Consider the following 25,163-nt stretch of genomic DNA (forward strand, 5'->3'; position numbering starts at 1 on the left):
GGGGTGGGTGACTGGGCGGTTGGCTGGCGGACGAGTCCCTGTACGCGGGATCTGCGCCGTCGAGCCGGAGCGTTACCACGGCTTCTCCAGGGTCGAAGGGTCCGCAGCCATGGTGACGCATGAGGAAACCCACCAAACATGATCATTTGGGGGTTGTTGCGACACGCGTGGGTAGAAGTCGAGGGAGATCGCTGTGGGCGGTTTTCGGAGCTGTTGGGGTGAGCGACCCCGGGCCGCTTCATGAGTGGAGGGCCGCCAAGTTATGGAAGGCCGGCGTGGTCCTGGACTGGACTGGTGCTCCGATCACGTGGGTGGCTGTTTCTGGCACGACGATCTTCACGACCATCGCGCCAGGGGCTGGCGCCGGGCGTTGTACCCACGACGATCTTCACGACCACCCCGCCACGGCTGGCTGCGCGGCTGTGGGGTCGGTGTCACCGATTGTGAAGATTGCCGTGTGACGCAGGGCCGGTGTATCTCCGTTGGCGGGGTGGTCGTGAAGATCGTCGTGTGAGCATGGGCCGCTCGTCGGGGCGTATTCGTGGTCGCGGAGATTGTCGTGCCAGAGAATGCCGCTGTGGGCCGTTGGGAGTCACACGACTGTGTGCACACCTGCCGTGAAGATCGTCGTGGGGATCACGACGGTCGCGGGCGGGCGGAGTGGCTCTGGCAGGCACAGCGGGCACTGACGCCCTAACCGCAGGGACAAGCTCGGGGCGCCTTCAGCCGTCACGCTTCCCCGGGGACGCACAAGGCGCGACGCCACCCATAGGCACGGCGGAAGCGCCTCATTTAGGGGACGGGTGGCGGAACTGGGCTGGAAGCGACGAGCCGACGGGCGGCGTACCCCTACGAAGTCGTAGAATCGCGTGGTTGTTTCCGGCAGCCACCACACGCAGGTAGCGAGGAAGATGTCCGCGCCCAATAGCCAATACGACCCAGTCGAGGTCACACCGCTGCATCCGGACGAGCTCGCCCGGATGCGCGACGACGCACTGTCGGCCGTCAGCAGCGCCCAAGACCTGGACCAGCTCAAGCAGGTCCGGCTGGCGCACGCCGGCGATCGCTCGCCGCTCGCGCTCGCCAACAAAGAGATCGGTGCCCTGCCACCCCAGGCCCGCAAAGACGCTGGCCAGCGTGTCGGTGCCGCGCGCAAGGAAATCGTGCGGGCGCTCGAAGCACGGCAGTTGACGCTGGAAGCCGAGCGTGACGAGCGTGTCCTGGTCGAGGAGGCAGTGGACGTCACGCTGCCGTGGGACCGCGCACCCAAAGGCGCCCGGCACCCCCTGACCACCATTCAGGAACGAGTGGGCGACGTCTTCGTGGCCATGGGCTGGGAGATCGCCGAGGGCCCCGAGGCCGAAGCGGAATGGCTGAACTTCGATGCGCTCAACATCGGTCCGGACCACCCGGCGCGCACCATGCAGGACACGTTCTTCGTCGAGTCCGAGGAATCCGGCGTGGTGCTGCGGACGCACACCTCGCCGGTGCAGGCGCGCACCATGCTCACCCGCACGCCGCCCATCTACGTGATCTGCCCCGGCCGCACGTTCCGCACCGATGAGCTCGACGCCACCCACACCCCGGTATTCAGTCAGGTGGAAGGGCTCGCGGTCGACGAGGGCCTGACCATGGGTCACCTCAAGGGCACGCTTGACCATTTCGCGTCGGCGATGTTCGGCGCGGGCATCACCACCCGGCTGCGTCCGTCGTACTTCCCATTCACCGAGCCCAGCGCGGAGATGGACCTGCAATGCTTCGTGTGTCGCGGCGATTCGGTGGGCAACCCCGACCGGCCGTGCCGCACGTGCAGCTCCGAGGGCTGGATCGAGTGGGGTGGCTGCGGCATGGTGAATCCGAGGGTGCTCGTCGCCTGTGGCGTCGACCCGGAGCGCTACACCGGGTTCGCCTTCGGCATGGGTCTCGAACGCACGCTGATGTTCCGCCACGGCATCGAGGACATGCACGACATGGTTGAAGGCGACATCCGCTTCACCACCACGTTCGGGATGGAGATCTGATGCGCGTCCCCCTGTCCTGGCTGCGCGAGTACGTGGACCTGCCGGCGGACGTGTCCGGCCGCGACGTCGCGGATCGTCTCATCCGGGCCGGTCTCGAAGTCGAGACGGTCGAGGAGGCCGGTGCCGACGTCACCGGCCCCCTGGTGCTGGGTCGGGTGCTCGAATTCAGCGAAGAGACGCACAAGAACGGCAAGACCATCCGCTGGTGCGCCGTGGACGTCGGGCCGGAGCACAACGCCGACCGGAGCGGCGAGGGCGCGGCGTCGCCGTCTCGCGGCATTGTGTGCGGTGCGCGTAACTTCGAGGCCGGCGACCTCGTGGTGGTCTGCTTGCCCGGAGCGGTGCTGCCGGGCGGGTTCGCCATCACCGCGCGCAAAACCTACGGCCACGTCTCCGACGGCATGATCTGCTCGGAGCGCGAGCTCGGTCTCGGTGACGATCACGCCGGCATCATGGTGCTCGATCCCGACGCCGGGAGTCCGGGCGACGACGCCGGGCCCATCCTGTACCTGCGCGACGACGTTCTGGACATCGCCGTGACCCCGGACCGCGGATACTGCCTGTCCGTGCGCGGCGTCGCCCGGGAGGCTGCGACCGCCTACGGCGTGGAGTTCCGCGACCCGGGCGAGCTGTCCAACATTGCCGGGACCATGGACACCAGCGGGCTGGCCGATGGTCCCGGCGACTACCCCGTGCGCGTTGAGGATCCTGAGCGCTGCCCGGTGTTCGTCACCCGCACCGTCACCGGTTTTGACCCCACAGCCCCGAGTCCGCGTTGGCTCCGCCGGCGTGTACAGCTCGCGGGCATGCGGCCCATCTCGCTGGCGGTCGACATCACCAACTACGTCATGCTCGAACTCGGCCAGCCGATCCACGGATACGACCGCGACCAGCTCGCCGGGACCATCGTGGTGCGGCGGGCCGACGATGGCGAGAAACTCACCACCCTCGACGGTGTGGTTCGCACGCTCGACGAAGATGACCTGCTCATCACCGACGACTCCGGGCCGATCGGCCTGGCCGGCGTCATGGGTGGAGGCACCACCGAACTCGGTGCGAACACCAGCTCCGTGGTCATCGAGGCCGCAAATTTCGAGCCCACCGGTGTTGCCCGCACGGCCCGCCGGCACAAGCTACCCAGTGAGGCGTCGCGTCGCTTCGAGCGCGGCGTCGACCCGCAGCTGCCGGTGGTCGCGGCCACCCGGGTGGCACAGCTGCTCGTCGAGCTGGGGGGTGCGACGGTTGAGCCAGGCGTAACGCTGGTGGGCAGCGCTCCGGCGCCGGCACCGGTCGACATTGCCGCTGATCTGCCGGCCCGCGTCGTCGGCGTGGAGTATGCGCCGGGCGAGGTCAACCGGCTGCTGACGGCCGTCGGCGCGGACGTGGTCGCCGCCGGCTCCGATCGGCTCCGGGTGACACCGCCGTCCTGGCGGCCCGATCTCACCGACCCGTTCGACCTCGTGGAGGAGGTCGCCCGGTTGCACGGGTACGACGCGGTCCCGTCGGTGTTGCCCGTCGCCCCGCCCGGGCGGGGCATCACCTTCCGGCAGCGGCTGCACCGGCGGATCGAGCGGGCGGTGGCGTCGGCCGGTTTTGTCGAGGCGCCGTCGTACCCGTTCGTAGGCGAGGCGGAGTTCGACGCACTCGGATTCCCCGCCGATGACGCCCGCAGGCGGGCCACGCGCCTGGCCAATCGGATCTCCGATGAGCAGCCGCTGCTGCGGACCACGTTGCTGCCCGGTTTGCTGGCCAGCCTGCGCCGCAACGTCGGGCGCGGCGCCGTCGACGTCGCGATCTACGAGGCCGGCCTGGTGTTTCTGCCCAAGCCGGGGGAGGCTGAGCCGCCACCGAGGCTGCCGGTGGAGCGCCGGCCCAGCGAGGACGAATTGGCGGCGCTCGAGGCCGCGTTGCCGGATCAGCCGCGGCGACTCGCGGTAGCCCTGTGCGGTGATCGTGAGCGGGCCGGTTGGTGGGGTCCGGGCCGGTCGTCTTCGTGGGCCGATGCGATCGAGGCGGCGCGCGTCGTCGCTGGCGCCGCCGGCGTGACGCTGCGCGTCGAACAGGCCGAAGCCGCGCCGTGGCACCCGGGCCGGTGCGCGGCGTTGTACGACGGAACGACGCTCGTCGGGCACGCCGGTGAGCTGCACCCTCGTGTCGTGCAAGCGCTGGGTTTGCCGGCGCGGACGTCGGCGATGGAAATCGAACTCGACGGCTTGAGCGCTACGGACGATCCCGTCCCGGCGCCGGCGGTGTCGACGTTCCCGGTCGCCACCCAGGACGTGGCGCTTGTGGTCGACGTGGCGGTGCCCGCAGCGGACGTCGAGTCGGCACTGCGCGAAGGCGCCGGCGAGCTGCTCGAATCGGTCCGGCAGTTCGACGTCTACAGCGGCGCCCAAGTGGGGGAGGGGCGTAAGTCGCTGGCCTACGCACTGCGGTTCCGGGCACCGGATCGCACCCTCACGGTTGAGGAGACGACGGCGGCGCGAGACGCGGCCGTCGCCGTGGCGGCCGAACGCACCGGTGCGACGCTGCGCGGCTGAGCCTTGCGACGCCGGGAGTTCCTAATCGGTAGTGCGGCGCTGGCCGTGTTGCCGGCGTGCGGCGCGGACAGCGCTGGCCGTGGCCCAACCGCCGGTGCGCGCGAGACGATGCGCCCGTCGCAACCGCCCAGCACAGGGGGTGCAGCGAGCCCGGCCGAGGCGACGACGCCGCCCACCGCGACCGCCCATGACATCGACCCGGCGGACTATCCGTCGTCCGCGGCCGAGTGGGGTGAACACGTCGCGGGCGTGCGCACCAGGCTCGACACCGACGACACCGTCGTCGCCCTGACCTTCGACGCATGCGGCGGCGATTCCGGCAGCGGGTATGACGCCGACCTGATCGACTTCTTGCTGACCGAGGAGATCCCGGCCACGCTGTTTTTCAATCTGCGCTGGATCGAGGCGAACGAGCGGGCCTTCACCCGCCTCGCTGCCGAGCCGCTGTTCGAGATCGCCAATCACGGCACCGAGCACCGGCCGCTGTCAGTGACCGGGCAGAGCGCCTACGGCGTGACGGGTACAGCCGGGCCGGCCGACGTCGTGGACGAGATCATGGTCAACCAGGAGGCGATTCATCAGCTGAGCGGGCACTGGCCGGCGTGGTTGCGCTCTGGCACGGCCTACTACGACGAGGTCGCCGTGCGGATCGCGCAAGATCTCGGCTTCGAGGTGGTCAACTACGACGTGCTCGGCGATGCCGGCGCGACCTTCAGCGCAGAGCAGGTCAGCGCGGCGCTGACCGCAGCGCAGCCCGGATCGGTGGCCTTGCTGCACATGAACCATCCAGGGAGCGGCACGGCCGAAGGGGTTGCGAGGGCCGTCCCGGAGCTGCGTGCACGCGGGTTCGAATTCGCCCGTCTCGGTGATCATGGAGTAGCGTGAGCGCGCCACACTAGTAGGTTGCGTCCTGCGGAGTGACGCCTCCGACGCTCGGTGTGCAGGACGCTAGGTGAGGAAGGACCACGGCGATGACAGCACCATGTGAGAGGGCGCTGATCACCGGCGCCAGCCGGGGGATCGGTCGGGAGCTGGCCGTGGGATTGGCCGAGCGTGGCCTGGCGGTGGGTCTGCTCGCCCGCGACCCCGGCGCCTTGGACCAGGTCGCCGGCGAGTGCCGTGCACACGGAGTGCCCGTGGCGGTGGCGGCCGCTGACGTCGTCGACCGCGATGCCGTCGGCACAGCTGTCCGTGCGGTGAATGACGCGCTGGGAGGCATCGACCTGCTGATCAACAACGCCGGCGTGATCGAGCGCACGGATCAGGACTTCCTCCAGACCAGCATCGACGAGACCTGGCGGGTCGTCGAGGTCAACGTCTTGGGGCCGATGCTCGTGACACACACCGTGTTGCCGCTGATGCTCCGGGCGGACGGCGGACGCGTCGTGAACCTCAACAGTGGCGCCGGGTACAAGGCGATGGCGTCGTACACGGGTTATGCGGTGAGCAAGGGCGCACTGGCCCGGCTCACCACGCAGCTGGACGCGCAGTTCCGGGACCAGGGCGTCTACGCTTTCGACGTCGCACCTGGTCATGTCAAGACCGAGATGACTACCCCCATGCCCATGCACGCCGGGCGCACCGACTGGACGCCGCCGGAGGTGGTCGTCGAACTGGTCGCGGGGATCGGGGAGGGCCGGCTCGACGAACTTGCCGGACGGTACTTCCGGGCCGGGGCCGACACCGTCGAGTCGCTGACGGCGCGGCGTGGGGAGATCATCGAGCAGCACGCCCGCGTGCTCGACCTCGCACTCATCAACACCAACGACCCCCTCCGCTGATCATGAACACTAGGTGACCATATTGGTTACTAGGTGTTCATGATCATGGGGTGGGGGTGTGGTCCTCGAGCATCCTGGGTCGCGCGGCGTGCAGCCCCGCCACCACCATGACGACGACGGACGCCATCATGGTCAGGATCGAGACAGTCCATCCTCCGGTGAGGTCGTGCAGGAAGCCGAAGACGAACGGCCCGATCATCGCCATGGTGTACCCGGTGCACTGGGCGAAGGCCGACAACGCGGTGAGTCCGGCCAAGGTGCGGGCACGCAGGGTGATCATCATGAGCATGAGCGGGAACATCCCGGCGCCCATGCCGATCAGGACGGCCCACGCCCATGCCCCCTGTGCTGGCCAGAGGATCAGGCCGGTGTATCCGACGAGGTAGCTGGCGCCCAGCCCGACGATCAATGGTGGGATCCGCCGTTGCCGGCGGGCCAGCGGTGGCATGACGGCGGCCAGAGGTAGTCCGGCGGCGACGAATACGGCGACGGCGCTGCCGGCTATCGCCAGGTCCAGGCCGGCGTCCACCAGGATCTGGGACAACCAGCCGGTCACGACGTAGGCCTGCATCGATTGCATGGCGAACAGCACTGCCATGGACCAGGCAACCGGATTGCGGATCAGCGTGCGCAACTGGATGGTGCCGGGCCGCTTGGAGCGGCTGTCGTTGCGGTTGCTGACGAGCAGCGCGATCCAAGGAATCAATGCCAGCGCGGCGAGCAACGCCCAGCTACCCATTCCGGCGCGCCAGTCACCATCGACTGAGCGCGCGATCGGCACGGTCAGCCCGGACGCGGCCGCCGCACCGCCGAGCATGCAGAACGTGTACATGGCGGTGATGGTCGGCACATGACGCGGGAAGAGCGTGCGAACCAGTCCGGGCAGTAGCACGTTGCCCATCGCCATCCCGGCAAGTGCCAGGATCGACCCGGCGAAAACGAATCCGACGGCAGGCACGGCGACCCGGAGCAGCTGGCCCGCCACCATAGCGACCAATGAGATCACGATCGTGCGTTGGACGCCGATGCGAGCTCCGACCGCAGGCGCGGCCAGCCCGAACACGACGAAGCAGAACCCCGGCGTGGCGTTCAGCAGCCCGGCGACCGTCGCCGTGAGGCCGAGGTCGTCACGAATCGCCGGGATGACGGCGTCCAGCGCATTTGCCGCGGGCCGCAGGTTGAGACTCATCAGCGCGATCGCTGCGGCCGCGAGAAGCATGGCGCGCCGGTTCCGAGGTCGGGAATCGGCCTGCCCGGACGATTCAGGCGCCGACGCTCTGTAGGGTGACGCTCCCTGGGGCGAGGCTCCGTGGCCCGACGATGCCGGATCGGCGGGGTCGCGGCTGCTGCCGGCTGACGACATCACCCATCGATTGTCCCCGGTGCCGACCCGGGGCGGGCGGCGGGAGCGTGACGTCCTGCGGTGTGAGCGTTGGGGGCCACGGTTGGCAGGACGCAGCGGGGGCGCAGCGTCCTGCGGTGTGAGCGTTGGGGACCACGATCCGCAGGACGCAATGCAACGTCCTCTTGCGTGTGGTCTAGACCTTTGGCGAATTTGTTTGTACGGTGAGCCGGTTCACGTGTTGTTCAGGCACCCGCCGGCAGTCGTCAGCGCAGCCGTCCCGGCCGGGGCGCTGTGCTGATGCCAATGGAGTGTCGATGACACAGCTGTCCGTCATGGACCGGGACAGGCTGTCCCGAAAACAGACCCTAGCCTTGGGCCTTATCGTCGCCGCGCTGGTCACGGCGCTGGTCGTCAATTTCGCCGCCGATGAGCTCCGGTGGTGGGGGCTGCTGCCAATCGTCGTGTACGTGGTGCTCGTCGTGCTCGAGCTCAACGTGGTGCTGGCCACCGGCGCCGCCGTCGTCGTCGGAATCGTCCTCGCTGGAACCGCGCCGCTCGACGTGGCGACCATGATGTCGGAGTCGCTGGGCTCTTTCATCGCCGTCATCGGCTTGATCATCATGCTCGGCGGCGGGCTCGGCCGGATCGCCTCGGACACCGGCGCCGCACACACCTTGGTGCGGGAGTTGCTCCGCCGGGTCGGCGTCGACAGTCCGTTGCGGATCCAGATCGGGATCATGCTCGCATCGACCGTCCTGGTCGGCGCGCTGGGCACACTAGCGGGCGCGAATGCCATCCTGGCGCCCATCGTCATCCCGGTGGCCGCCGCCGTCGCACGTAGCCGCCCGTCGGTGGCGGCGATGCTGCACGCGGGAGGCGCGGCCGGTCTGATCATCGGCCCGTTCACGCCTCCGGTGGTGACCATCACCGGTGCGGCGGGCATCAGTTATCTCGAGTATCTGCTCGCCGCCGGGTTGCCGATGGCGGTGGTCACGTGGACCACCGGGTTCTTCATGGCGCGCTTCATCCAGCGGCGTACCGAGGAGACCGAGCAGTACTCGGAGCTCGACCTGTCCGGCCTGGACAGCGGCCCTGCCGAGTCCACCGGGCGGGAGAAGCGGGCGGCCGTCGCCTTCATCGGCACCATCGTGGCGATGGCAGTGCTGGGTGTCATCCTCGAGGCCGGATTCGCTTTCGCGATCATCGTCATGATCGTCACCGCGATCGTGACGGCCCTCGCCGGCGGCATGCGGCCCACCGAGGCGCTGGACTCGTTCTACAGCGGAGCCGCCCAGCTGCTCTGGCTGTTCTTCCTCTTCTGGCTGTTCAACCCGTTACTGGTGATGCTGGAGGAATCCGGCGCCTACGCCGCGATGCTCGAGACATTCCAGCCCACGCTCGAATCGGTCGGTGTATGGCCGTTCTTGATGCTGGCGCTGGTGATCGGCTGGATCGGGGTCGCCGGTGCGGCCGTCGCCCAGGTGGTGCTGATCGACGAACTGCTGTGGCCGCTGGCCGCCGGGCTCGGCGTCGCCCCGGTGGCGTGGTCGGCAGCGTTGCTGGGCGGCAGCCAGATCGACTGGTTCGGCCCGTTCCCCAACGCGGACATGATCGGGCAGATGGGGCTGGCTCGCTCGTCGAATCTACGCATGATGTTGTTCAACGGATGGGCCATCATGGGCGCGAACCTCGTGCTCTTCGCCTTCTTGTTCGCGATTCTGTGAGGGAGGAGCCGATGACGACGACGTGGCCGGCTGAACACGCGACCAAGCTGCGGAGCGAGCTGAACTCGATAGCCGCCGCGCAGCATGGGCGGTGGGCGTTTGCCGTGCGTGAAGGCGGCGGGCTTGTGGCCTCGGTCAACGGCGACGAGGTGATGCGCGCCGCCAGCACCATCAAGGTGGCGCTGCTCATCCTGGCCCTGCAGGATGTCGAAGCCGGGCAATGCCGCCTCGACAGCGAGCTCGATGTTCCCGAGGAGCGAGCCGGCGGAAGCGGTGTGCTGAAACTGATGCGCTCGGTGCGGACACTGCCGCTGAGGGAGGTGCTGGAGCTCATGATCGGCGTGAGCGACAACTGCGCCACCAACATCGTGGTCGATCTGCTGGGGCTTGACCACATTTCGGCCCGTATCAACGCCCTGGGGGCCCGTAGTACCAGGCTGGAGCGCCGCCTGATGGACCTCGAAGCGGCCCGCTCCGGCCGTGACAACGTCACCACGGCCGACGACCAAGCGCTCCTGCTCGACCTGCTGACCGGAACTCAGCTGCTCAGCGAGGACGCGCGGCGGCTCGCGCTGGACATCCTCGGCCGCCAGCAATTCAACGACCGCATGCCGGCCCGGCTCGGTCCGGACATCGTCTGCCGGCACAAGACCGGCGAGCTGTCCGGTGTGCGCCACGACGTCGGCATCTTGGAGTTCGACGGCCGGCAGGTGGTGCTGGCGGCGCTCAGCTCGGAGCTGGCGGATCCGGCGACGCACTCCGTCGGCACCGGCGTGGCCGCCGACGTCATCGGGGCAGCGGCGCAGGCAGTCGTCGAGAACGCCCGAACCCTGCCATCCGGTGCGGGACAGTAGGCTCGGCAGATGGCACCACGGCTGGAACTCGTCGCTCAGGACAACGTCCGTGCGGCATGTGCGCTGCAGTTGGAGGACGGTCAGGATCGATTCGTCGCGTCGGTGGCGCACTCGCTCGCCGAAACATGCGGCCAGTCGCGGATCACGGTGCTGTGGGTCGAGCACCCGGAAGGGCCGGAGCAGTTCTACTTGCGGTCGGGGTTCATCCCGACCGGTCAGAAGTTTCATGGCCAGATTGTGGGAGAGCGGTTCGTATGAGCGAGTTCGATGTCGTTATCCGGGGCGGCGAGGTCCTGGACGGAACCGGAGCGGACCCCGTGCGGGCCGACGTCGGGATCTCCGGCGGCACCGTCCAGCAGGTGTCGGATAGCCGGCTGCGCGGACGCACCGAGGTGGATGCCGCCGGACAGGTGGTGGCGCCCGGGTTCATCGATCTGCACTCACATGCCGACTTCAGCGTCCAGGGCTGGCCCGCGGCGCATTCTCAGCTGCATCAAGGCGTCACCACCCTGCTGACGGGGAACTGCGGGTTTTCTCCGTTCCCGGTAGGCGACCTGGATGAGATGAAGGCGGCCACGGCGTTCTTCGAGCCTGAGCTGACGTGGGAGTGGTTCGACCACGATGCCTTCGCCAAGGCCGTCGATGCCGCCCGTCCCGCGATCAACATAGCGATGCAAACCGGGCATCACGCATTGCGGATGGCCGTCATGGGTGGCGCGGAGCGGATCGCCTCCGACGACGACCTCCACCGCATGGCCGAGCTGTTGGCGGCGTCCGCGAGGTCCGGGGCGCAAGGATTCTCCACCGGGCTCATCTACGCCCCGGGCACGTACTCCGACGAGCGCGAAGTGCGGCACCTGGTTGGTGCAGCCGCACGCGCCGGCGTGTTGTACTCCACCCACATCCGCAACGAGTCCGAGCGGCTGCACGAGGCGATCAGCGAGGCGATTTCTGCCGCCGAAGCTGGGGGAGCCCGGCTGCAGATCTCCCATCTGAAGGCGGCCGGACCGGCCTACCACGGCACCGTCGTCGGCGCCCTAGAGCTCATCGACGCCGCGGCCGGGCGCGGGGTGGACGTCGCCGCGGATGTCTACCCCTATGCCGCGTCCAGCACGACGCTGACCACGCGGCTGCCGACATGGTCGATGGACGGCGGCCCCACCGCTTTGCTGTCTCGGCTGGCCGATCCGGTGGTACGGTCGCGGATCGCCGACGAGTTGCGGGCACAGAGTGGCAAGAGTCTTGACCCGTCCAAAGTGGTCCTGGCCGACTTGGGAGCGGGACGTTTCGCTGACGCGGTCGGCTCCAGCCTGGCCGACGTCGCCCGCCGCGAGGGTGTTGATCCAGCTGAGGCCACACTGCTGATCCTCGAGGAGCACGCTGCGGCCGTCGCCGTCGTGATGCACGGCATGAGCGAAGCCGACGTCGAAACCGTGTTGCGCCATCCCCGGGTGGCGGTGGCCAGCGATGGCTGGGTGCTGCGCCCGGAGGGGACAGGCAAGCCGCATCCGCGCAGCTTCGGCACCTTTCCCAGGGTACTGGCGCGATACGTGCGTGAGCGGGCGGTGCTGACATTGCCGGAGGCTGTGCGGAAGATGACGTCTCTGCCGGCGTCCCGTCTCGGATGGTCCGACCGTGGCGTGCTGCGCCCGGGTGCTGTCGCCGACGTCGTCATATTCGACGCCGACACCGTAGCTGACCACTCCACTTTCGCCGAGCCGTGGCAGCTGGCCACCGGCGTCGACACCGTGCTGGTGGCCGGCGAGTTCGCCGGTCGTGGCGGCGAGCCCACCGGCACCCGTGCCGGCCGCGTGCTGGGCCGTGTCGGCTGACCCCTCTGACCCCTCTGCCGCCGCCCGGCCCTCCGCCACCCCCTCTCCCCGCCTCCCCGCTCCGCCTGTTCCCCTGCCCGCTCCGCCTGTTCCCCTGCCCGCTCCGCCTGCCCGCTCCGCCACTCTGCGCCTTCCCTCCTCCCGTTGATCATGGGCACCTGGCGCCTTCTCGACGCCGAATAGGCGTCAGGTGCCCATGATCAACGGGGATGGGGCCCGCGGGCGCGGGCACCACTGGCGGCTACCGGGGTACTAGGACCCGATGGCGATGGATGCCTCGTCGATGAACTGCTGGGCAGCTTCTTCCGGGGTGAGCCGGTCAAAGAGTGCTTCTTCCCAGAGCCGGGTGTTGATCTCCGGGATCTCGCCTGCACCGTGCGGCGGCGGTGGCGGTGGGTCGGCCAGATCCGGCGTGATCTCGGTCATGAAGTCGCTGACCTGTTCCTCGGTATCTGGCAGTAGAGGCAGGATCTCGTCGCGGACCCGGAGGTTGGCGGGGAGCCCGCGATCGGTGAGCATGATCTCCGCGGCGCGGACGTCGTTGAGCAGAAAGTCGACGAACAGCGCGGCTTCCTCGGGATGGTCGGTATGTGCTGAGATCGAATAGAACATCGCCGGTTTGAGGTACATACCCGGCTGTTGGTTCTCGAACTCTCCGGGCATACGGAGCAGTTCGAGTTCGCCCTCGGCGACGCCGTCCAGCGCGCCGAGCTGGTTGGTCCACCAGAACCCCATCGCCCCTTGGTCGGTTGCTACCAGCGACATGTCCGGTCCAGCCAGCTCGAGCAGCTCCGTCTGCGACGGTGTGCTGCCTTCTTCCATCAAGTCGAGCTGCAGCTGCCAGAAGTCGGCCAGCGTCTGGGCGGAAATGCCAAGGGTGCCGTCGGCGTTGTAGAGGGCCTCACCACGCTGACGGGCGTACACGTTGAGACCCGCCTCGTTCTGCTCCGGCTGGAAGCCATGCAGGTCGCCGCTGGCGCCGATCTCGTTCACGATGTCGGAGAAGTCTTGCCATGTCCAGGCGGTGTCGTCCGGTAGGTCGACGCCGGCCTCGTCGAAGACCTGCCGGTTGGCGACCACGGTGAAGGCGTTGACACCCGTGGGCACCGCATACTGCGCGCCGTCGATCTGCCCGCCGCCCAGGGCGAGTTCCTCGATCTCGGACAGGTCGAGTGTGCCGGCGACCTCGCCGAGGTCGAGCAACTGGCCACGCAGCGCGTAGTCAGTCATGTAGCGCTCCTCCTGGGTCATGATGTCCGGCGAGTCGCCGCCCGCGGTGGAGGTAGCGAGCCGGTCCCAGTACGAGTCCCAATCGGTGAAGTCCGGCACGATCGAGATGTGCGGGTGCTCGTCCTCGAACAGGTCGATGATTTCCTGGGTCTGCTCGTGGCGGGAGTCAGATCCCCACCAGGAGAATCGCAGTTGGACGTCGTCGGGAACCGCATCGCCGTCGCCGTCCGCTTGTTGCGCGGCATCGCCGTCGTTGTTGCTGTCCGTGTCGCCGTCGTCGCCGCCGCACGCGCTGAGTACGAGGGCGACAGCGAACACGGGGGCGGCCAGGCGTGCCGGTGGGATGCGCCGGGTACCGTGGAGTCGCATCATTGAGCTCCTTTCCTTCTTTACTTGATTCCGGTGGTGGCAATTCCCCGGACCAGATACCGCTGGCCGGCGAGGAAGAATCCGAAGACGGGGCCGATCGCGATAACGGACATCGCGAACAACGGACCCCACGAGGTCTGGCCTTGAGAGTCGACGAACTGGCGCAGCGCCAGAGGCACGGTGGCCATGTCGGGATCGGTGAGGAAGACCAGCTGGCTGAAGAAGTCGTTCCAGGTCCAGATGAAGGTGAAGATCGCCGTCGTGGCGAGGGCAGGCGTGCACAGCGGCATGATGATCTTCCAGTAGATCCGGAAGTGCCCGCACCCGTCGATCCGGGCCGAGTCGTCCAGCTCTCGCGGCAGGGCTCGGATGAACTGCACCATCAAGAAGATGAAGAATGCGTCCACGGCGAGGAACTTCGGCACGATCAAGGGATAGAACGTGTTGATCCAGTCGAGGTTGGAGAACAGGATGTACTGCGGCACGATCACGACGTGGATCGGCAGCATGATCGAACCGAGCATGACGGCGAAGAAGGTCCTCTTCCCGAAGAACTTCAGCCGGGCGAACGCGTAGGCCGCGAGCGAGCAGGCGAGCAGGTTCCCGACGACGGAGCCTGCCACCACGATGGTCGAGTTGATGATGTAGTGGTGGAACGGATTACGCAGAGCGTTCCAGCCTTCGACGTAGTTGCCGGGGGCGAGCTTGCTGATCCACAGTCCGGGCTCGCGGAAGATCAGCTCGGTGGGTTTGAACGAGCTGGCGAGCATCCACAACAGCGGATACAGCATCACCAGCCCGAAGGTGATCAGGCCGAGGTGGATGAGAAGCCGCTTGGGCCGGCCGCGCCGCTTGCGTTCCTTGCGGCGGGCGGCAACCTGAGCCGCGAGATCAGTCGTCGCCATAGTGCACCCAAAATCTCGAAGCGATGAAGTTGACGGCCGTCAAACCGGCGATGATCAGCAACAAGAACCAGGCCAGCGCTGAGGCGTAACCCATGTCGAACGCGGAGAAGCCGCGCAGGTAGAGGTAGAGCGTGTAGAACATCGTGGAGTCAGCCGGGCCGCCGGTGCCACCCGAGACGATGAACGCCTGGCTGAACGTCTGGAAGGCGTTGATCAGTTGCAGGATGAGGTTGAAGAAGATGATCGGCGTGAGCAGCGGAATGGTGATGGAGAAGAACCGTTTCACCGGCCCCGCGCCGTCCACCGCCGCTGCCTCGTAGTACATCGTCGGGATCTGTCTCAGGCCGGCGAGGAAGATCACCATCGGCGAACCGAAGGTCCACACGTTCAACATGATCAGCGTGCCGAGTGCATAGTCCGGATGCCCGACCCACCCGGGGAGGTCTTCGAAACCAACCAGCCCGAGCACCTGGTTGACGAGGCCGTTAGAGCCGAAGACCAGTCTCCAAAGGATCGCGATCGCGACGCTGCCGCCCAGGAGCGACGGCAGGTAGTAGATCGAACGGTAGAACGCCAGTCCGCGGACGCCTCGGTCGAGGATGAGCGCCAGGCCGAGCGCTAGCGCGAGCTGGAGCGGCACCGATACGAACACGTAGACGAACGTGACGATCAGCGAGTTGTGCAGTCGCGGGTCATTGAGCATGCGCTCGTAGTTCTCGGTACCGACCCAGTTGGGGGCTTCCAACATGCTGTAGTCGGTGAACGAGAGCACCAGCGACGCCATGATCGGCCCGATGGTGATCAGAGCCAGGCCGATGAACCAGGGCGCGAGGAAGAGGTAGGCCGCGCGGTTCTCGCGTCGCTGCATTGTGCTCAACCTGCGCGATGGCCGACTCGTCGGGACCTTCCGCTGGGCGTTCTTCTCGGCAGTTGCGGCAGTGGCGTCGGTGCTTGTCACGGCGTCACCTCCTTTCCGTGGATGTGTCGGATGAGCTGCCGGCCGGACCGGTTGATCCGCGCACCACCAGCTCGGTCTGGAGCATGACCTGGCCTGCGGCCCGGCGGTCGTCGCTGAGCTGCAGAAGCATGTCGACGGCCATGCGGCCGGCCGCGGGAGTGGGATTGGATACCGTGGTCAGCCGCGGACGGCTGATCCGCGCCAGAGCGCTGTCGTCGAACCCGACGACGCTGACGTCTTCAGGGACACGAATGCCCAGCGAGTTCAGGCCTTCGATGACGCCGATGGCCATCAGGTCGTTGTAGGCAATCACAGAGCAAGCGCTTTCCCGCGCTACGTGCTCGGCCACCGCCATGCCGCCGTCCACCGTGGGCTGGTTGGGGCCGATAACGATGGGGTCGAGGTCGGCAGCGCGGCACGCCACGACAGCCGCCTTTCGGATCTCGCGGCTCGTCCAGGAGCCACGTGGACCTCCGAGGATCGCGATCCGGGTATGCCCGAGTCCGATCAGGTGGTTCACGGCCTGCCTCGCCCCTTGACCGACGTCCATCAGGACGCAAGGCAGGCTGGGCACCGAGCGGTTGATCAAGACCAGCGGGACTTCTTTGGAGAGCTTCTCGATGAGGTCGTTGCTCATACGCGGGCTGCAAAGGAGCACTCCGTCTACCTGCTTGGCCAGGGCATGAACCAAGTCTTCCTCGGCCATCGGGTCTTCGTCGGTCTCGGCGACGAAGATGTTGTAGTCCCGTCCACGAGCCTGGCTTTGCGCAGCCTTGATCAGCGGCGGGAAGAACGGGTTGGCGATGTCGGCCACGATCAGCCCGACATTGCCGGTCTGCCCGGTGATGAGTGCCCTGGCGGCCCGGTTCGGGCGGTAGCCGAGGCTCTCGGCCGTGGCGAGCACACGACTCCGAGTCTCGGAATTGACCATGTGGGGTGCCGAGAACGTCCGGGAGACGGTGGAGATGTGCACCCCAGACGCCCTGGCGACATCGCGGATGGTGGATGGCACGTCGTGGCCTCTCTGTGGATGGAGCGACGCTGTGCTTTGGATCACAACGTTGGCGCCTAGTTATGCAAGGCTTTGTAGGAGTTGTCAATCCATAAGAACGATTCAAGACTCCAACCGTTGTCGGAACGTTATGCGGCGAAGTCGCTGATGAAAGCGATTTCTCAGCGTCGGCCGCGGATCACCCGGCGGTGGCATCCGGCGGATGGGGCACCACCATCGCGGCACGGAGGCTGCAATCCTTTGCAGTCTCGCGACCGAGGTCCAAGCCGAACACGTAGCGATGGCACCGGACCTATTCCGCGGCGCGTCGTCCAGGCCTCCGTGGTTCCCGCGGCCTGTGTGGGCCCGCTTGGCCTCCGGCCCCTCCCGTGTGGCCGCCTCCGTATCACCCGTTGATCATGGGCGGATGGCGCCTTCTCGACGCCGGATGGGCGTCAGGTGCCCATGATCAACGGGGAAAGGCTTCCCCAGGGTGGTGCGACTTCCGATCGACTATTCATCGAGAAATTGGCTTGGGCTTTGCTATGCCGCGGAAAGTCTGCAAATTTTCTGCAAATCGGATCTATTGACGCCAAATTGACGCCCTAACTAATCTTCGGTCCCCATAGATTCCGGGAAATGAATGAGGGACGGAGTTGAGATCATGCGAAGATCCAGATCTGGGGGAGTGGCGCTGGCTGCGGGCGTCGTGCTCGTTGCGTCAGCGGCTGTCGCCTATGGCGGCGACGGCTCGGGCGGAGTCTCCAACCTGGCCATGAGGCACGCCCGTGAGGCGCTGCCGGAGGGTGACGGGTGGGGATCCGCCGGCGCGGGCACTACCGGCGGCTCCAATGCCTCCGAGGGCGACGTTCATGTGGTGTCGAGCCGGGCTGAGCTCATCGACGCGCTCGGCGGAGACAACGACAGCAATCAGGACAACGCCACTCCGAAGATCGTGTTTGTCGACGGTGTGATCGACGGCTTCGAGAGTCCTGACGGCGGGTTGCTGACCTGCGCGGATTTCGCGGACCCCGATTATGACTTCGACGAGTACCTGGCGACCTATGCCCCAGATGTCTGGGGCTGGGACACCGATCCACAAGGCCCGCTCGAGGACGCGCGAGAGCGGTCTATGCGTAACCAGGAGGCGCACACCCAGATCAACGTTGGCTCGAACACCACTCTCATCGGCTTGCCTGGCGCTACACTGCGGCACCTGACGTTGATGTTCAATCGAGCCGACAATGTCATCATCCGCAACATCACCTTCGACGAGGCGTTCGACTGCCAGCCGCGCTGGCGGCCCACGGACGGCGCGGAAGGCAACTGGAATTCGCATTTCGACCACGTATCGGTACGTCGCGGATCGAATTTCTGGATCGACAACAACACGTTCCTGACATCACCCGAGAAGCTGCCGGAGTACTTCGGCCGGAAATATGAGATATACGACGGCCAGCTCGACATCACTCATACGGCGGACCTCGTCACCGTTTCCAACAACATTTTCAAGGATCACGACAAACTGATGTTGATCGGGTCGACGAACAATCCGGGTGGCGGCGACCCCGGGCGCCTGAACGTCACGCTGCGGCACAATGTCTTCGACGGTATCGGCCAGCGTGCCCCGCGGGTGCGGTTCGGTCAGGTGGATATCTACAACAATTACTACAAGCTGGCCGTCGCAGCGCAGTCGCACGACTTCGACTACGCGTGGGGTGCTGGCGTCGAGTCTCAGATCTACGCGGAGAGCAACTACTTCACTTTCGAAGGCGCCGATGCCGACGCCTCGGAGGTCATCTACGACTGGGGTGGCACGGCCATCACTGAGAAGGGCACCTGGGCGGATCTTGGCCGGGGCAAAGCTCGTCCGGTGAGCCTGCTGGACGAGTTCAACGCCATTAATACCCCAGGGCTCGGCGACGACGCCGGATGGACGCCGGTGTTGCGCAGAGGGCCGGTGCTGCCTGCTATCGCGGTGCCCGCCGTCGTGAGCAAATCGGCCGGTGCGGGCGGGTTCCCGCTGTAGATCCGGCCACCTTCCGTTGATCATGGGCACCTGGCGCCTTCTCGGCGCGGAATAGGCGTCAGGTGCCCATGATCAACGGGGAGGAGGGGTGGGTGTTCCCCGTGCGATCCGCTATTGACCAGCCCGCGGCCGTGTAGGTAAATTTCCAGAATCCGCTAGCAAAGGTAGTCCGTTTACAAGGCCCCCAAGCCGCTCGCTTCACTCCCGGTCCAACGCTCGTTGTCCAAGGGCATCTCAGACCCCCGGAGGCAGCGCATGTCCCATCGTCCCTGCCAGCGCTCATCCACCAGCAAAGGCCGTTTTCGCCTGCTAGCCATGGCGTCGGTCCTCAGCCTGCTCGGTACGCTCACCGTCGTTCCCGGGACACTCGCCGCAAACGCCGACGAGCGGCCGGGGAAGCCGTCAGTGCACGATGATCGCGTCCCACGTGGCTGGATCATCAATCAGATCCGGCGGATGACCTTGGAAGAGAAGGTCGGCCAGCTATTCGTCACCTACGCCTACGGTGAAACCGTCGACACTGTCGACCCTCGCAACCAGGCAGCACACGGCGTCGACACCGCCCGCGAGCTGATCGACACCTACAAGCTCGGTGGGATGATCTATTTTGCCTGGTCTGACAACGTCAGCAATCCGGCCCAGATCGCCAACCTGTCCAACGGCATTCAGAACGCGGCCCTGAGCCAGCGTATGCGCATCCCCATGCTGATCTCCACCGACCAGGAGCAGGGCCTCGTCACCCGGGTCGGCCCACCGGCCACCCAGTTCCCCGGCAACATGGCGCTCGGTGCCGGCCGCAGTACTGACGACGCTCGCACAGCTGCCCGGATCACCGGTGCGGAGCTTCGTGCGCTCGGTATCAACCAGAACTACGCACCCGTCGCCGACGTGAACATCAATCCGCTCAACCCAGTCATCGCCGTACGTTCGTTCGCCGAGAACCCACAACTGGTCGCGGAGATGACGGTGGCGCAGGCCGCTGGGTACCGGCAGGAGAACGTCGCCGCCACCGCCAAGCACTTCCCGGGCCACGGAAACACCGACACCGACAGTCACATCGGGGTACCCATCATCCACCACAGTGTGCAGGAGTGGTGGGAGATCGACGCGCCGCCATTCGAGGCCGCTGTCGAGGCTGGCATCGACGCGATCATGACCGCGCACATCATCGTTCCCGCGCTTGATCCGGCGGAGGACCCGGCGACGTTGTCGGAGCCGATCCTCACCGGCTTCCTGCGTGAGGAACTGGGGTACGACGGCGTCGTCGTCACCGACGCGCTCGACATGGCTGGCGTGCGGGAGCACTACGGCGACGAGCGGGTCCCGGTGCTGGCGCTCAAAGCGGGCGTGGACATGCTGCTCATGCCGCCGGACATCGACCTCGCCTATAACGCGGTGCTCGATGCCGTGCGCGACGGCGAGATCACCGAGCGGCGGATCGACGAGTCGCTCTATAGGATCCTCCGGCTGAAGTACCAGCGCGGTCTGTACAAGGACCCGTTCGTGAAGATCGACGCGATCGACGACGTGGTCGGCATCCCCGAGCACTATGCGGAGGCGCAGCGGGTGAGCGACGCGACCACCACGCTTGTCGCCAACGATGCGGGTGTGCTGCCGTGGAATCCGGGCGACGACGACGTGCTGGTCACCGGCTGGGGCGTCACCACTACCCAGAACTTCGCGAACGTGATCGGCGAGCGGGGGCCGTCCACCGACGTCTTCCAGACCGGAGCGAATCCGGGTCAAGCTGCCATCGACGAGGTGGTGGCACGGGCGGCCGACAGCGACCTGGTGGTGGTGACCACGATGAATGCCTGGAGACCGGGCAACAGCGGCCAACGGGACCTGGTCGAGGCGCTGGTCGCCACCGGGACGCCGGTAGCCGTCGTCGCTGTGCGTGACGCCTATGACATCGCTTACATGCCCGGGGTCGAGACCTATCTGGCGACGTACTCCTACGGGATCGAAGCTCTGGAAGCCGCGACGAGAGTCTTGTTCGGCGAGAACTCTCCGCAGGGCACGCTCCCCGTCACGATCCCGACCGCGGAGGAGTCGGATGTGCCCCTGTACCCCTACGGACACGGTCTGAGCTACTGAATCCGCGATATCTGGTACGTAGCGTCCTGCAGGGTGAGGCCCCTGGCGCTCGGTCTGCAGGACGCAAGGCGCGAGTGGAGGAGACAGTGATGCGACGCAGACGATTCCTGGCCGGGTTCGGAGGACTCGCCGGCGTGCCGTTCATCGGCGGCGCCAGCGCCGCCGGCGGACCTGCAGCCGGCGGACCGGCAGGCGGAGGGCAGCGGCCGCGCAAAGTACGCAGCGGGATCGAGGAGCTGGCCCGGCAGGACTACAAGCTCCTCGACGGCCAGCGGGTGGGGATCATCTCCAATCCGACCGGGGTGCTGCCGGACCTGACCCACGAAGTCGACGACATGGTGTTACGTGGAGGCGTTGACGTCGTGGCTGCCTTCGGTCCGGAACACGGCTTCCGTGGCAGCTCTCAGGCCGGCGAAGGAGAGGACTCGTTCGTCGACGAGAAGACCGGCGTCACGGTGTACGACGCCTACGCCAGCCTGCCGCCGAGTCAGATCGTCGACCTGTTCAGCGAGGTCAAGGACGACGTCGGCCTCGACACGATTGTGTTCGACATCCAGGACGTCGGCGCCCGCTTCTACACCTACATCTGGACCATGTACTGGTCCATGGTGGCGGCCGCCCAGCTGGATCTGCGTTTCGTCGTGCTCGACCGGCCCAACCCGATCACCGGCCGGCAGGCGATGGGTCCGGTGCTGAACTATCCCGACCAATCTTCGTTTGTGGGCCAGCGGGAGATCAGCCAGCAGCACGGGATGACTGTGGGCGAGCTGGCCCAGCTGTTCAACGCTGAATTCTTGCCAGGTGAGGCGGGCAGCGGGGTCGACCTCGAGGTGGTGCCCATGCGCGGCTGGTTCCGCGACATGTGGTTCGAGGAGACCGGCCTGCCCTGGGTGATGCCGTCGCCGAACATGCCGACGGTGGACACCGCGGTCGTGTATCCCGGCACCTGCCTGTTCGAGGCCGGCCACAGCACGCAAGGTGTGGCCGAGGGTCGTGGCACCACCCGGCCGTTCGAGCTGATCGGTGCCCCCCATGTCAACCACGAGTGGGAGGAAGCACTCAACGCCCTCGACCTGCCGGGCGTGCGGTTCCGCGAGAACTACTTCAACCCGACTTTCGCCAAATACGCCGGCCAGGTGTGCGGCGGCGTACAGGTCTACGTCACCGACCGCGATGCCTTCGACCCGATCCACACCGCGATCGCGATGCTCATCGAGGCACGCAAGCTGCAGCCGGACGACATGGAGTTCTGGCGGCCGGGCACGGCAGGGCGCCGGTGGATCGACTTACTCACCGGAACCACCTGGGTGTATACCGCGATCGAGGACGGACTCAGCGCCGACGAGGTGGTCGCGGGCTGGCAGGACGACCTCGCCGGCTTCCGCACCATCAGGGAGGAGCACCTCATCTACCACCGGCAGCGCGGCAAGCGTTAGCAGCCCGTGCTGGCGTCGTTGCCGAGAGGAGACAGATGAGCACATCGAGACGAGACTTCCTACGGACCATCGGGGCAGGATTGGCAGCCACCGTGAGTGTGCCGGCGACGGCGGGAGCGGCGTCGGCCGCCATCAGACCGGTTCTGGCCGCCGGCTCGGGAGGGCAGCTGACCGGGCCGCCCACCGTGACTGGCGACGACGTCCGCTTCACGCCGGATCGGACGCTGAGTTCTGGCTCGCCCGGCGACGTCGGGCTGCTCGCCGAGCATGTGGGCCGGATCGTGCCGAGCCTGACCGCATATCTGGACACCACGCCGGAGAACCCGGACCGGCCGATGTACGCCGGGGCCGTAGTGCTGGCCGCCAAGGACGGGGTGGTCGTCGAGCACTCCGCGATGGGTCACGCGCTGCGCTATGCCGACATCGACGGCACCGAACTGCCGCATGACCAGTGGGTCGCCGCGGAAACGGACACGATCTTCGACCTGGCTTCGGTGACGAAGCTCTTCTGCACGGTGGTGATCCTGCAGCTGATCGAGGACGGCGCCGTCGGCCTGGACACTCCTGCAGCGCACTACGTCCCGGAGTTCGCCGAGAACGGCAAGGATCAGGTGACTGTGCGGCAGTTGCTGACTCACACCGCTGGGCTCCCGGCCTGGCTGCCGCTGCATTCGGGGTACGACACGCCGGAGGAACGAATCGCGGCGGTGTATGCCGCCGACCTCCAGAACCCGCCCGGAACCCAGTACGTCTACTCAGACATCGGCCTGATCACGCTGGGCAAACTGGCCGAGCGGGTCGCGGGCGCGTCGTTGGATCAGCTCGTCGCCGAGCGCATCGCAGAGCCTCTCGGCATGACGGACACCATGTTCAACCCGCCGGAGTCGTTGCATCACCGGGTCGCGGCGACCGAGGACATGTCGTCGATCGGCCGCGGCATCGTCCGGGGTGAGGTGCATGACGAGAACGCCTGGTCTCTGAACGGGGTCGCCGGCCACGCGGGCCTGTTCTCCACCGCGGCGGATCTGGCCGTGTTCAGCCAGATGCTGCTGAACGGAGGGGAGTACGGCGGAGAACGGATCTTGTCCGAGGACATCATGCGGCAGGCGATCACCAACCAGAACGACGGCCTGCCGCCCGGTTCCGAAGCGCGCCGTGGGCTCGGATTCGAGCTGCACAAGCCCTGGTACATGGCCTCGATCGATTCGCCCGTGACGTTCGGTCACACCGGGTTCACCGGGACGTCGCTGGTCATCGACCCGTTGTCGAGCACGTTTGTCGTGCTGCTCACCAACCGGGTCCATCCCGATCGCGGCTGGGGCAGCAACAACCTGGCCAGGCAGGCGGCTGCGCGCCATCTTGGCCGGGCCATGCCGGTCAGCCCGGCCGTTGGCCGTACGGCCTGGTACTCCGGTCAGCCCCACGACTCGACTCACACTCTCACCGTGCCGTTCTCACGGCCGGCCGATCATGGGCCGCGGGTGTCATTCCGGCTCTGGTACGACACCGAGGCCGGATTCGACGTCGGGCGGCTCGAGGCGTCATCGGACGAAGGGGAGAGCTGGGACCAGGTGCCGTTCGACCTCGAAGTGGACAACTACCGCTGGTCCAGCGACGGGACGTTCTCGGGCTTCCAGGGGCGCCAATGGGTACGCGCAACCGCCGGCTTGCCAGCTGGAACGACGCATCTGCGCTGGAGTTACACCGGTGAGCGGAGCACTCCGTCCCGCGGCCGCGGCGTGTACGTCGACGGCGTGCGGGTCACCGACCGCCGCGGTGCGCTGTTCAACGGCCAGCGTCCTGCCGATGCTGCCCGCGTTGTCCTCGACGGCTGGACCGAATCCGCCAACTGAGATTTCACCACCCCCTTATCGGTGATCGTCAGTGGGGTGTGGTTGTGAGGCCGCGACCACAACCCACTGACGATCACCGAAGGGGCGGCGGCCTTTTCTGCGGTGGGGTGGGTGTACACGGGCTTTGCGGGAGTGGGGGAGACGGTCGGGGCGGGGGCTTGAGGGCAGGGCGGCGTGGGCGTCAGCTCTGGGGCGGGGCTTCCGCGGCGTGGATCCTGAACTCGAGTTCGGGACGCTCCCATGGGACGGCCGGTGGCCGTGCCGCAACGGTGCCGATCCGTTCGGCCCCGAGACGGCGGTAGAACATCTCGGCCGGCGGATGCGACACGACCCGCACGGTCGGCAATCCAGCCGCGTGCGCCTGAGCGATCATATGCTCGATCAGCGCGCGGCCGAGCCCGCTGCCCTGTGCGTCGTCGGCGACGAACGCGAGATCGAGCTCCGGCGGATCGAGTAGTAGTGCGTAGAACCCGAGCAATCGACCGCCGCGGTCAGTTGCCACGAAGACCTCGTGCCGGTCCAGGTACTCGCCGGTCACGCGGTAGTCCCAGAGGATTGACGCGTACTGGCCGTGGTAGGCGCTGGAGGAATGGATCAGCGTGGTGATGCGCCTAGCATCTCTCCTGGTCGCGCGCCTGATCGTGGCGTCCACCGGCTCAGTATAGGGCTGTCCGCGGTCCGTGAGTTCGGAGCGGCGTTCTGCCCGCGTTCTCGCCGGCAACGCGTCGTTCACGATGTCCGTTCGAGCACCACCACCGGGATGTCATGTGGCACCGAGGCTTGATGTCGTTCGAAGACGGGCGCGTCGTCGGCCATCAGCCGCCACAGCCGGGTCCGTTCGGCCCCTTCGGCGATCCGGGCCAGGGCGGTGAAGCGTTCGGCGCGGATCTGGACCTCGACCTCTGGATTGGCGCGCAGATTGCGATACCAATGGGGCAGAGTCGGATCGCCGAAACGTACTCCGCTAGCGACTAGTACGAGACGCTCGCCGTCCTGTCCGAAGAACAGCCCGGTGCGCCGCCGTTGACCGGTGCTGCGGCCGACGGTGGTCAGCACCAGGTTCGTGCTGCCTCCCTCGAGGTATCCATCGGCGCCATCGGTCGCGAGGTAACGGCGGACGTGGTCGGCGACGGCTGGGTCCGGGCTATCGGTTACCTGTGCAGTCATGTCGCTTCCTCTCGTGTGCTTATCGCCGGGA

Annotated in this window: 19 protein-coding genes; 12 read left to right on the plus strand and 7 right to left on the minus strand. The window is 66.9% G+C overall.

The genetic code is table 11. From position 1 onward, the window contains the following. Positions 1-911 precede the first annotated feature (911 nt). From pheS to F7O44_RS09695, 4 genes are all read left to right on the plus strand, one after another. The gene (gene pheS / locus F7O44_RS09680) at positions 912-2,021 is read left to right on the plus strand and encodes a phenylalanine--tRNA ligase subunit alpha (protein WP_162449982.1); all 1,110 of its coding nucleotides are present in this window, start codon (positions 912-914) and stop codon (positions 2,019-2,021) included. Continuing rightward, positions 2,021-4,561, plus strand: coding sequence for a phenylalanine--tRNA ligase subunit beta (gene pheT / locus F7O44_RS09685; RefSeq protein WP_162449983.1), 2,541 nt, complete (start codon positions 2,021-2,023; stop codon positions 4,559-4,561). The genes pheS and pheT overlap by 1 nt, the downstream gene beginning before the upstream one ends. Before the next feature lie 108 nt (positions 4,562-4,669). Next, complete coding sequence (locus tag F7O44_RS09690; protein ID WP_162449984.1) at positions 4,670-5,446, plus strand: polysaccharide deacetylase family protein; 777 nt, start codon at positions 4,670-4,672, stop codon at positions 5,444-5,446. A gap of 86 nt (positions 5,447-5,532) precedes the next feature. Continuing rightward, on the plus strand, positions 5,533-6,342 hold the full coding sequence (locus F7O44_RS09695) for an SDR family NAD(P)-dependent oxidoreductase (protein ID WP_162449985.1): 810 nt from the start codon (positions 5,533-5,535) through the stop codon (positions 6,340-6,342). A 43-nt stretch (positions 6,343-6,385) separates the two neighbouring features. Here F7O44_RS09695 and F7O44_RS09700 read toward each other — a convergent pair whose 3' ends face one another. Beyond that, on the minus strand, positions 6,386-7,561 hold the full coding sequence (locus F7O44_RS09700) for an MFS transporter (RefSeq protein WP_162449986.1): 1,176 nt from the start codon (positions 7,559-7,561) through the stop codon (positions 6,386-6,388). 440 nt (positions 7,562-8,001) lie between these two features. On the opposite strand from F7O44_RS09700, the gene F7O44_RS09705 reads away from it, so the two are divergent. From F7O44_RS09705 to F7O44_RS09720, 4 genes are read left to right on the plus strand one after another with little or no spacing between them, the layout of a single operon-like run. Beyond that, the gene (locus F7O44_RS09705; RefSeq protein WP_222851220.1) at positions 8,002-9,411 is read left to right on the plus strand and encodes an SLC13 family permease; all 1,410 of its coding nucleotides are present in this window, start codon (positions 8,002-8,004) and stop codon (positions 9,409-9,411) included. Positions 9,412-9,422: 11 nt separating this feature from the next. Beyond that, positions 9,423-10,265: a serine hydrolase gene (locus F7O44_RS09710; RefSeq protein ID WP_162449987.1), complete on the plus strand. Its 843-nt coding sequence runs from the start codon at positions 9,423-9,425 to the stop codon at positions 10,263-10,265. 9 nt (positions 10,266-10,274) lie between these two features. Next, entirely contained in the window at positions 10,275-10,523 is a 249-nt protein-coding gene (locus F7O44_RS09715) for a hypothetical protein (RefSeq protein ID WP_162449988.1), read from the plus strand. After that, on the plus strand, positions 10,520-12,097 hold the full coding sequence (locus F7O44_RS09720; protein WP_162449989.1) for an N-acyl-D-amino-acid deacylase family protein: 1,578 nt from the start codon (positions 10,520-10,522) through the stop codon (positions 12,095-12,097). Before F7O44_RS09715 ends, F7O44_RS09720 begins: the two co-directional genes overlap by 4 nt. A gap of 252 nt (positions 12,098-12,349) precedes the next feature. Here F7O44_RS09720 and F7O44_RS09725 read toward each other — a convergent pair whose 3' ends face one another. The 4 genes from F7O44_RS09725 to F7O44_RS09740 form a co-directional block, all read right to left on the minus strand. Next, positions 12,350-13,696, minus strand: coding sequence for an ABC transporter substrate-binding protein (locus tag F7O44_RS09725; RefSeq protein WP_162449990.1), 1,347 nt, complete (start codon positions 13,694-13,696; stop codon positions 12,350-12,352). Between the two features lie 20 nt (positions 13,697-13,716). Continuing rightward, complete coding sequence (locus F7O44_RS09730) at positions 13,717-14,601, minus strand: carbohydrate ABC transporter permease (protein ID WP_162449991.1); 885 nt, start codon at positions 14,599-14,601, stop codon at positions 13,717-13,719. After that, complete coding sequence (locus F7O44_RS09735; protein WP_162450100.1) at positions 14,588-15,469, minus strand: ABC transporter permease subunit; 882 nt, start codon at positions 15,467-15,469, stop codon at positions 14,588-14,590. Before F7O44_RS09735 ends, F7O44_RS09730 begins: the two co-directional genes overlap by 14 nt. A 94-nt stretch (positions 15,470-15,563) precedes the next feature. Then, complete coding sequence (locus F7O44_RS09740; protein WP_162449992.1) at positions 15,564-16,571, minus strand: substrate-binding domain-containing protein; 1,008 nt, start codon at positions 16,569-16,571, stop codon at positions 15,564-15,566. A gap of 643 nt (positions 16,572-17,214) precedes the next feature. Between F7O44_RS09740 and F7O44_RS09745 the strand changes: the two genes are divergently transcribed. The 4 genes from F7O44_RS09745 to F7O44_RS09760 all read left to right on the plus strand — a co-directional run bounded on the left by F7O44_RS09745 (position 17,215) and on the right by F7O44_RS09760 (position 23,965). Further along, a complete protein-coding gene (locus F7O44_RS09745) occupies positions 17,215-18,579 on the plus strand; it encodes a pectate lyase family protein (protein ID WP_162449993.1) in 1,365 nt (454 codons plus the stop codon). A 315-nt stretch (positions 18,580-18,894) separates the two neighbouring features. Beyond that, entirely contained in the window at positions 18,895-20,676 is a 1,782-nt protein-coding gene (locus F7O44_RS09750) for a glycoside hydrolase family 3 protein (protein WP_222851222.1), read from the plus strand. Positions 20,677-20,765: 89 nt separating this feature from the next. After that, positions 20,766-22,112, plus strand: a complete 1,347-nt coding sequence (locus tag F7O44_RS09755; protein WP_162449995.1) for an exo-beta-N-acetylmuramidase NamZ family protein — start codon at positions 20,766-20,768, stop codon at positions 22,110-22,112. 35 nt (positions 22,113-22,147) lie between these two features. Beyond that, a complete protein-coding gene (locus F7O44_RS09760; protein ID WP_162449996.1) occupies positions 22,148-23,965 on the plus strand; it encodes a serine hydrolase domain-containing protein in 1,818 nt (605 codons plus the stop codon). Positions 23,966-24,146: 181 nt separating this feature from the next. Here F7O44_RS09760 and F7O44_RS31035 read toward each other — a convergent pair whose 3' ends face one another. Next, a complete protein-coding gene (locus tag F7O44_RS31035) occupies positions 24,147-24,617 on the minus strand; it encodes a GNAT family N-acetyltransferase (protein WP_162449997.1) in 471 nt (156 codons plus the stop codon). A 77-nt stretch (positions 24,618-24,694) separates the two neighbouring features. Then, entirely contained in the window at positions 24,695-25,132 is a 438-nt protein-coding gene (locus F7O44_RS09770; RefSeq protein ID WP_162449998.1) for a nitroreductase/quinone reductase family protein, read from the minus strand. Positions 25,133-25,163 lie beyond the last annotated feature (31 nt).

Origin of the sequence: Phytoactinopolyspora mesophila, assembly GCF_010122465.1 — a bacterium.
GTDB lineage: Bacteria > Actinomycetota > Actinomycetes > Jiangellales > Jiangellaceae > Phytoactinopolyspora > Phytoactinopolyspora mesophila.

Bases quoted from the DNA above. Each gene is read 5' to 3' on its own strand.
- F7O44_RS09755 (WP_162449995.1), top strand. From the start codon at position 20,766: ATGCGACGCAGACGATTCCTGGCCGGGTTCGGAGGACTCGCCGGCGTG.
- F7O44_RS09710 (WP_162449987.1), top strand. From the start codon at position 9,423: ATGACGACGACGTGGCCGGCTGAACACGCGACCAAGCTGCGGAGCGAG.
- F7O44_RS09715 (WP_162449988.1), top strand. From the start codon at position 10,275: ATGGCACCACGGCTGGAACTCGTCGCTCAGGACAACGTCCGTGCGGCA.
- F7O44_RS09745 (WP_162449993.1), top strand. From the start codon at position 17,215: ATGCGAAGATCCAGATCTGGGGGAGTGGCGCTGGCTGCGGGCGTCGTG.
- pheT (WP_162449983.1), top strand. From the start codon at position 2,021: ATGCGCGTCCCCCTGTCCTGGCTGCGCGAGTACGTGGACCTGCCGGCG.
- pheS (WP_162449982.1), top strand. From the start codon at position 912: ATGTCCGCGCCCAATAGCCAATACGACCCAGTCGAGGTCACACCGCTG.
- F7O44_RS09705 (WP_222851220.1), top strand. From the start codon at position 8,002: ATGACACAGCTGTCCGTCATGGACCGGGACAGGCTGTCCCGAAAACAG.
- F7O44_RS09695 (WP_162449985.1), top strand. From the start codon at position 5,533: ATGACAGCACCATGTGAGAGGGCGCTGATCACCGGCGCCAGCCGGGGG.
- F7O44_RS09725 (WP_162449990.1), bottom strand. From the start codon at position 13,696: ATGCGACTCCACGGTACCCGGCGCATCCCACCGGCACGCCTGGCCGCC.
- F7O44_RS09730 (WP_162449991.1), bottom strand. From the start codon at position 14,601: ATGGCGACGACTGATCTCGCGGCTCAGGTTGCCGCCCGCCGCAAGGAA.
- F7O44_RS09750 (WP_222851222.1), top strand. From the start codon at position 18,895: ATGGCGTCGGTCCTCAGCCTGCTCGGTACGCTCACCGTCGTTCCCGGG.
- F7O44_RS09735 (WP_162450100.1), bottom strand. From the start codon at position 15,469: ATGCAGCGACGCGAGAACCGCGCGGCCTACCTCTTCCTCGCGCCCTGG.
- F7O44_RS09720 (WP_162449989.1), top strand. From the start codon at position 10,520: ATGAGCGAGTTCGATGTCGTTATCCGGGGCGGCGAGGTCCTGGACGGA.
- F7O44_RS09770 (WP_162449998.1), bottom strand. From the start codon at position 25,132: ATGACTGCACAGGTAACCGATAGCCCGGACCCAGCCGTCGCCGACCAC.
- F7O44_RS09700 (WP_162449986.1), bottom strand. From the start codon at position 7,561: ATGCTTCTCGCGGCCGCAGCGATCGCGCTGATGAGTCTCAACCTGCGG.
- F7O44_RS09760 (WP_162449996.1), top strand. From the start codon at position 22,148: ATGAGCACATCGAGACGAGACTTCCTACGGACCATCGGGGCAGGATTG.
- F7O44_RS09690 (WP_162449984.1), top strand. From the start codon at position 4,670: ATGCGCCCGTCGCAACCGCCCAGCACAGGGGGTGCAGCGAGCCCGGCC.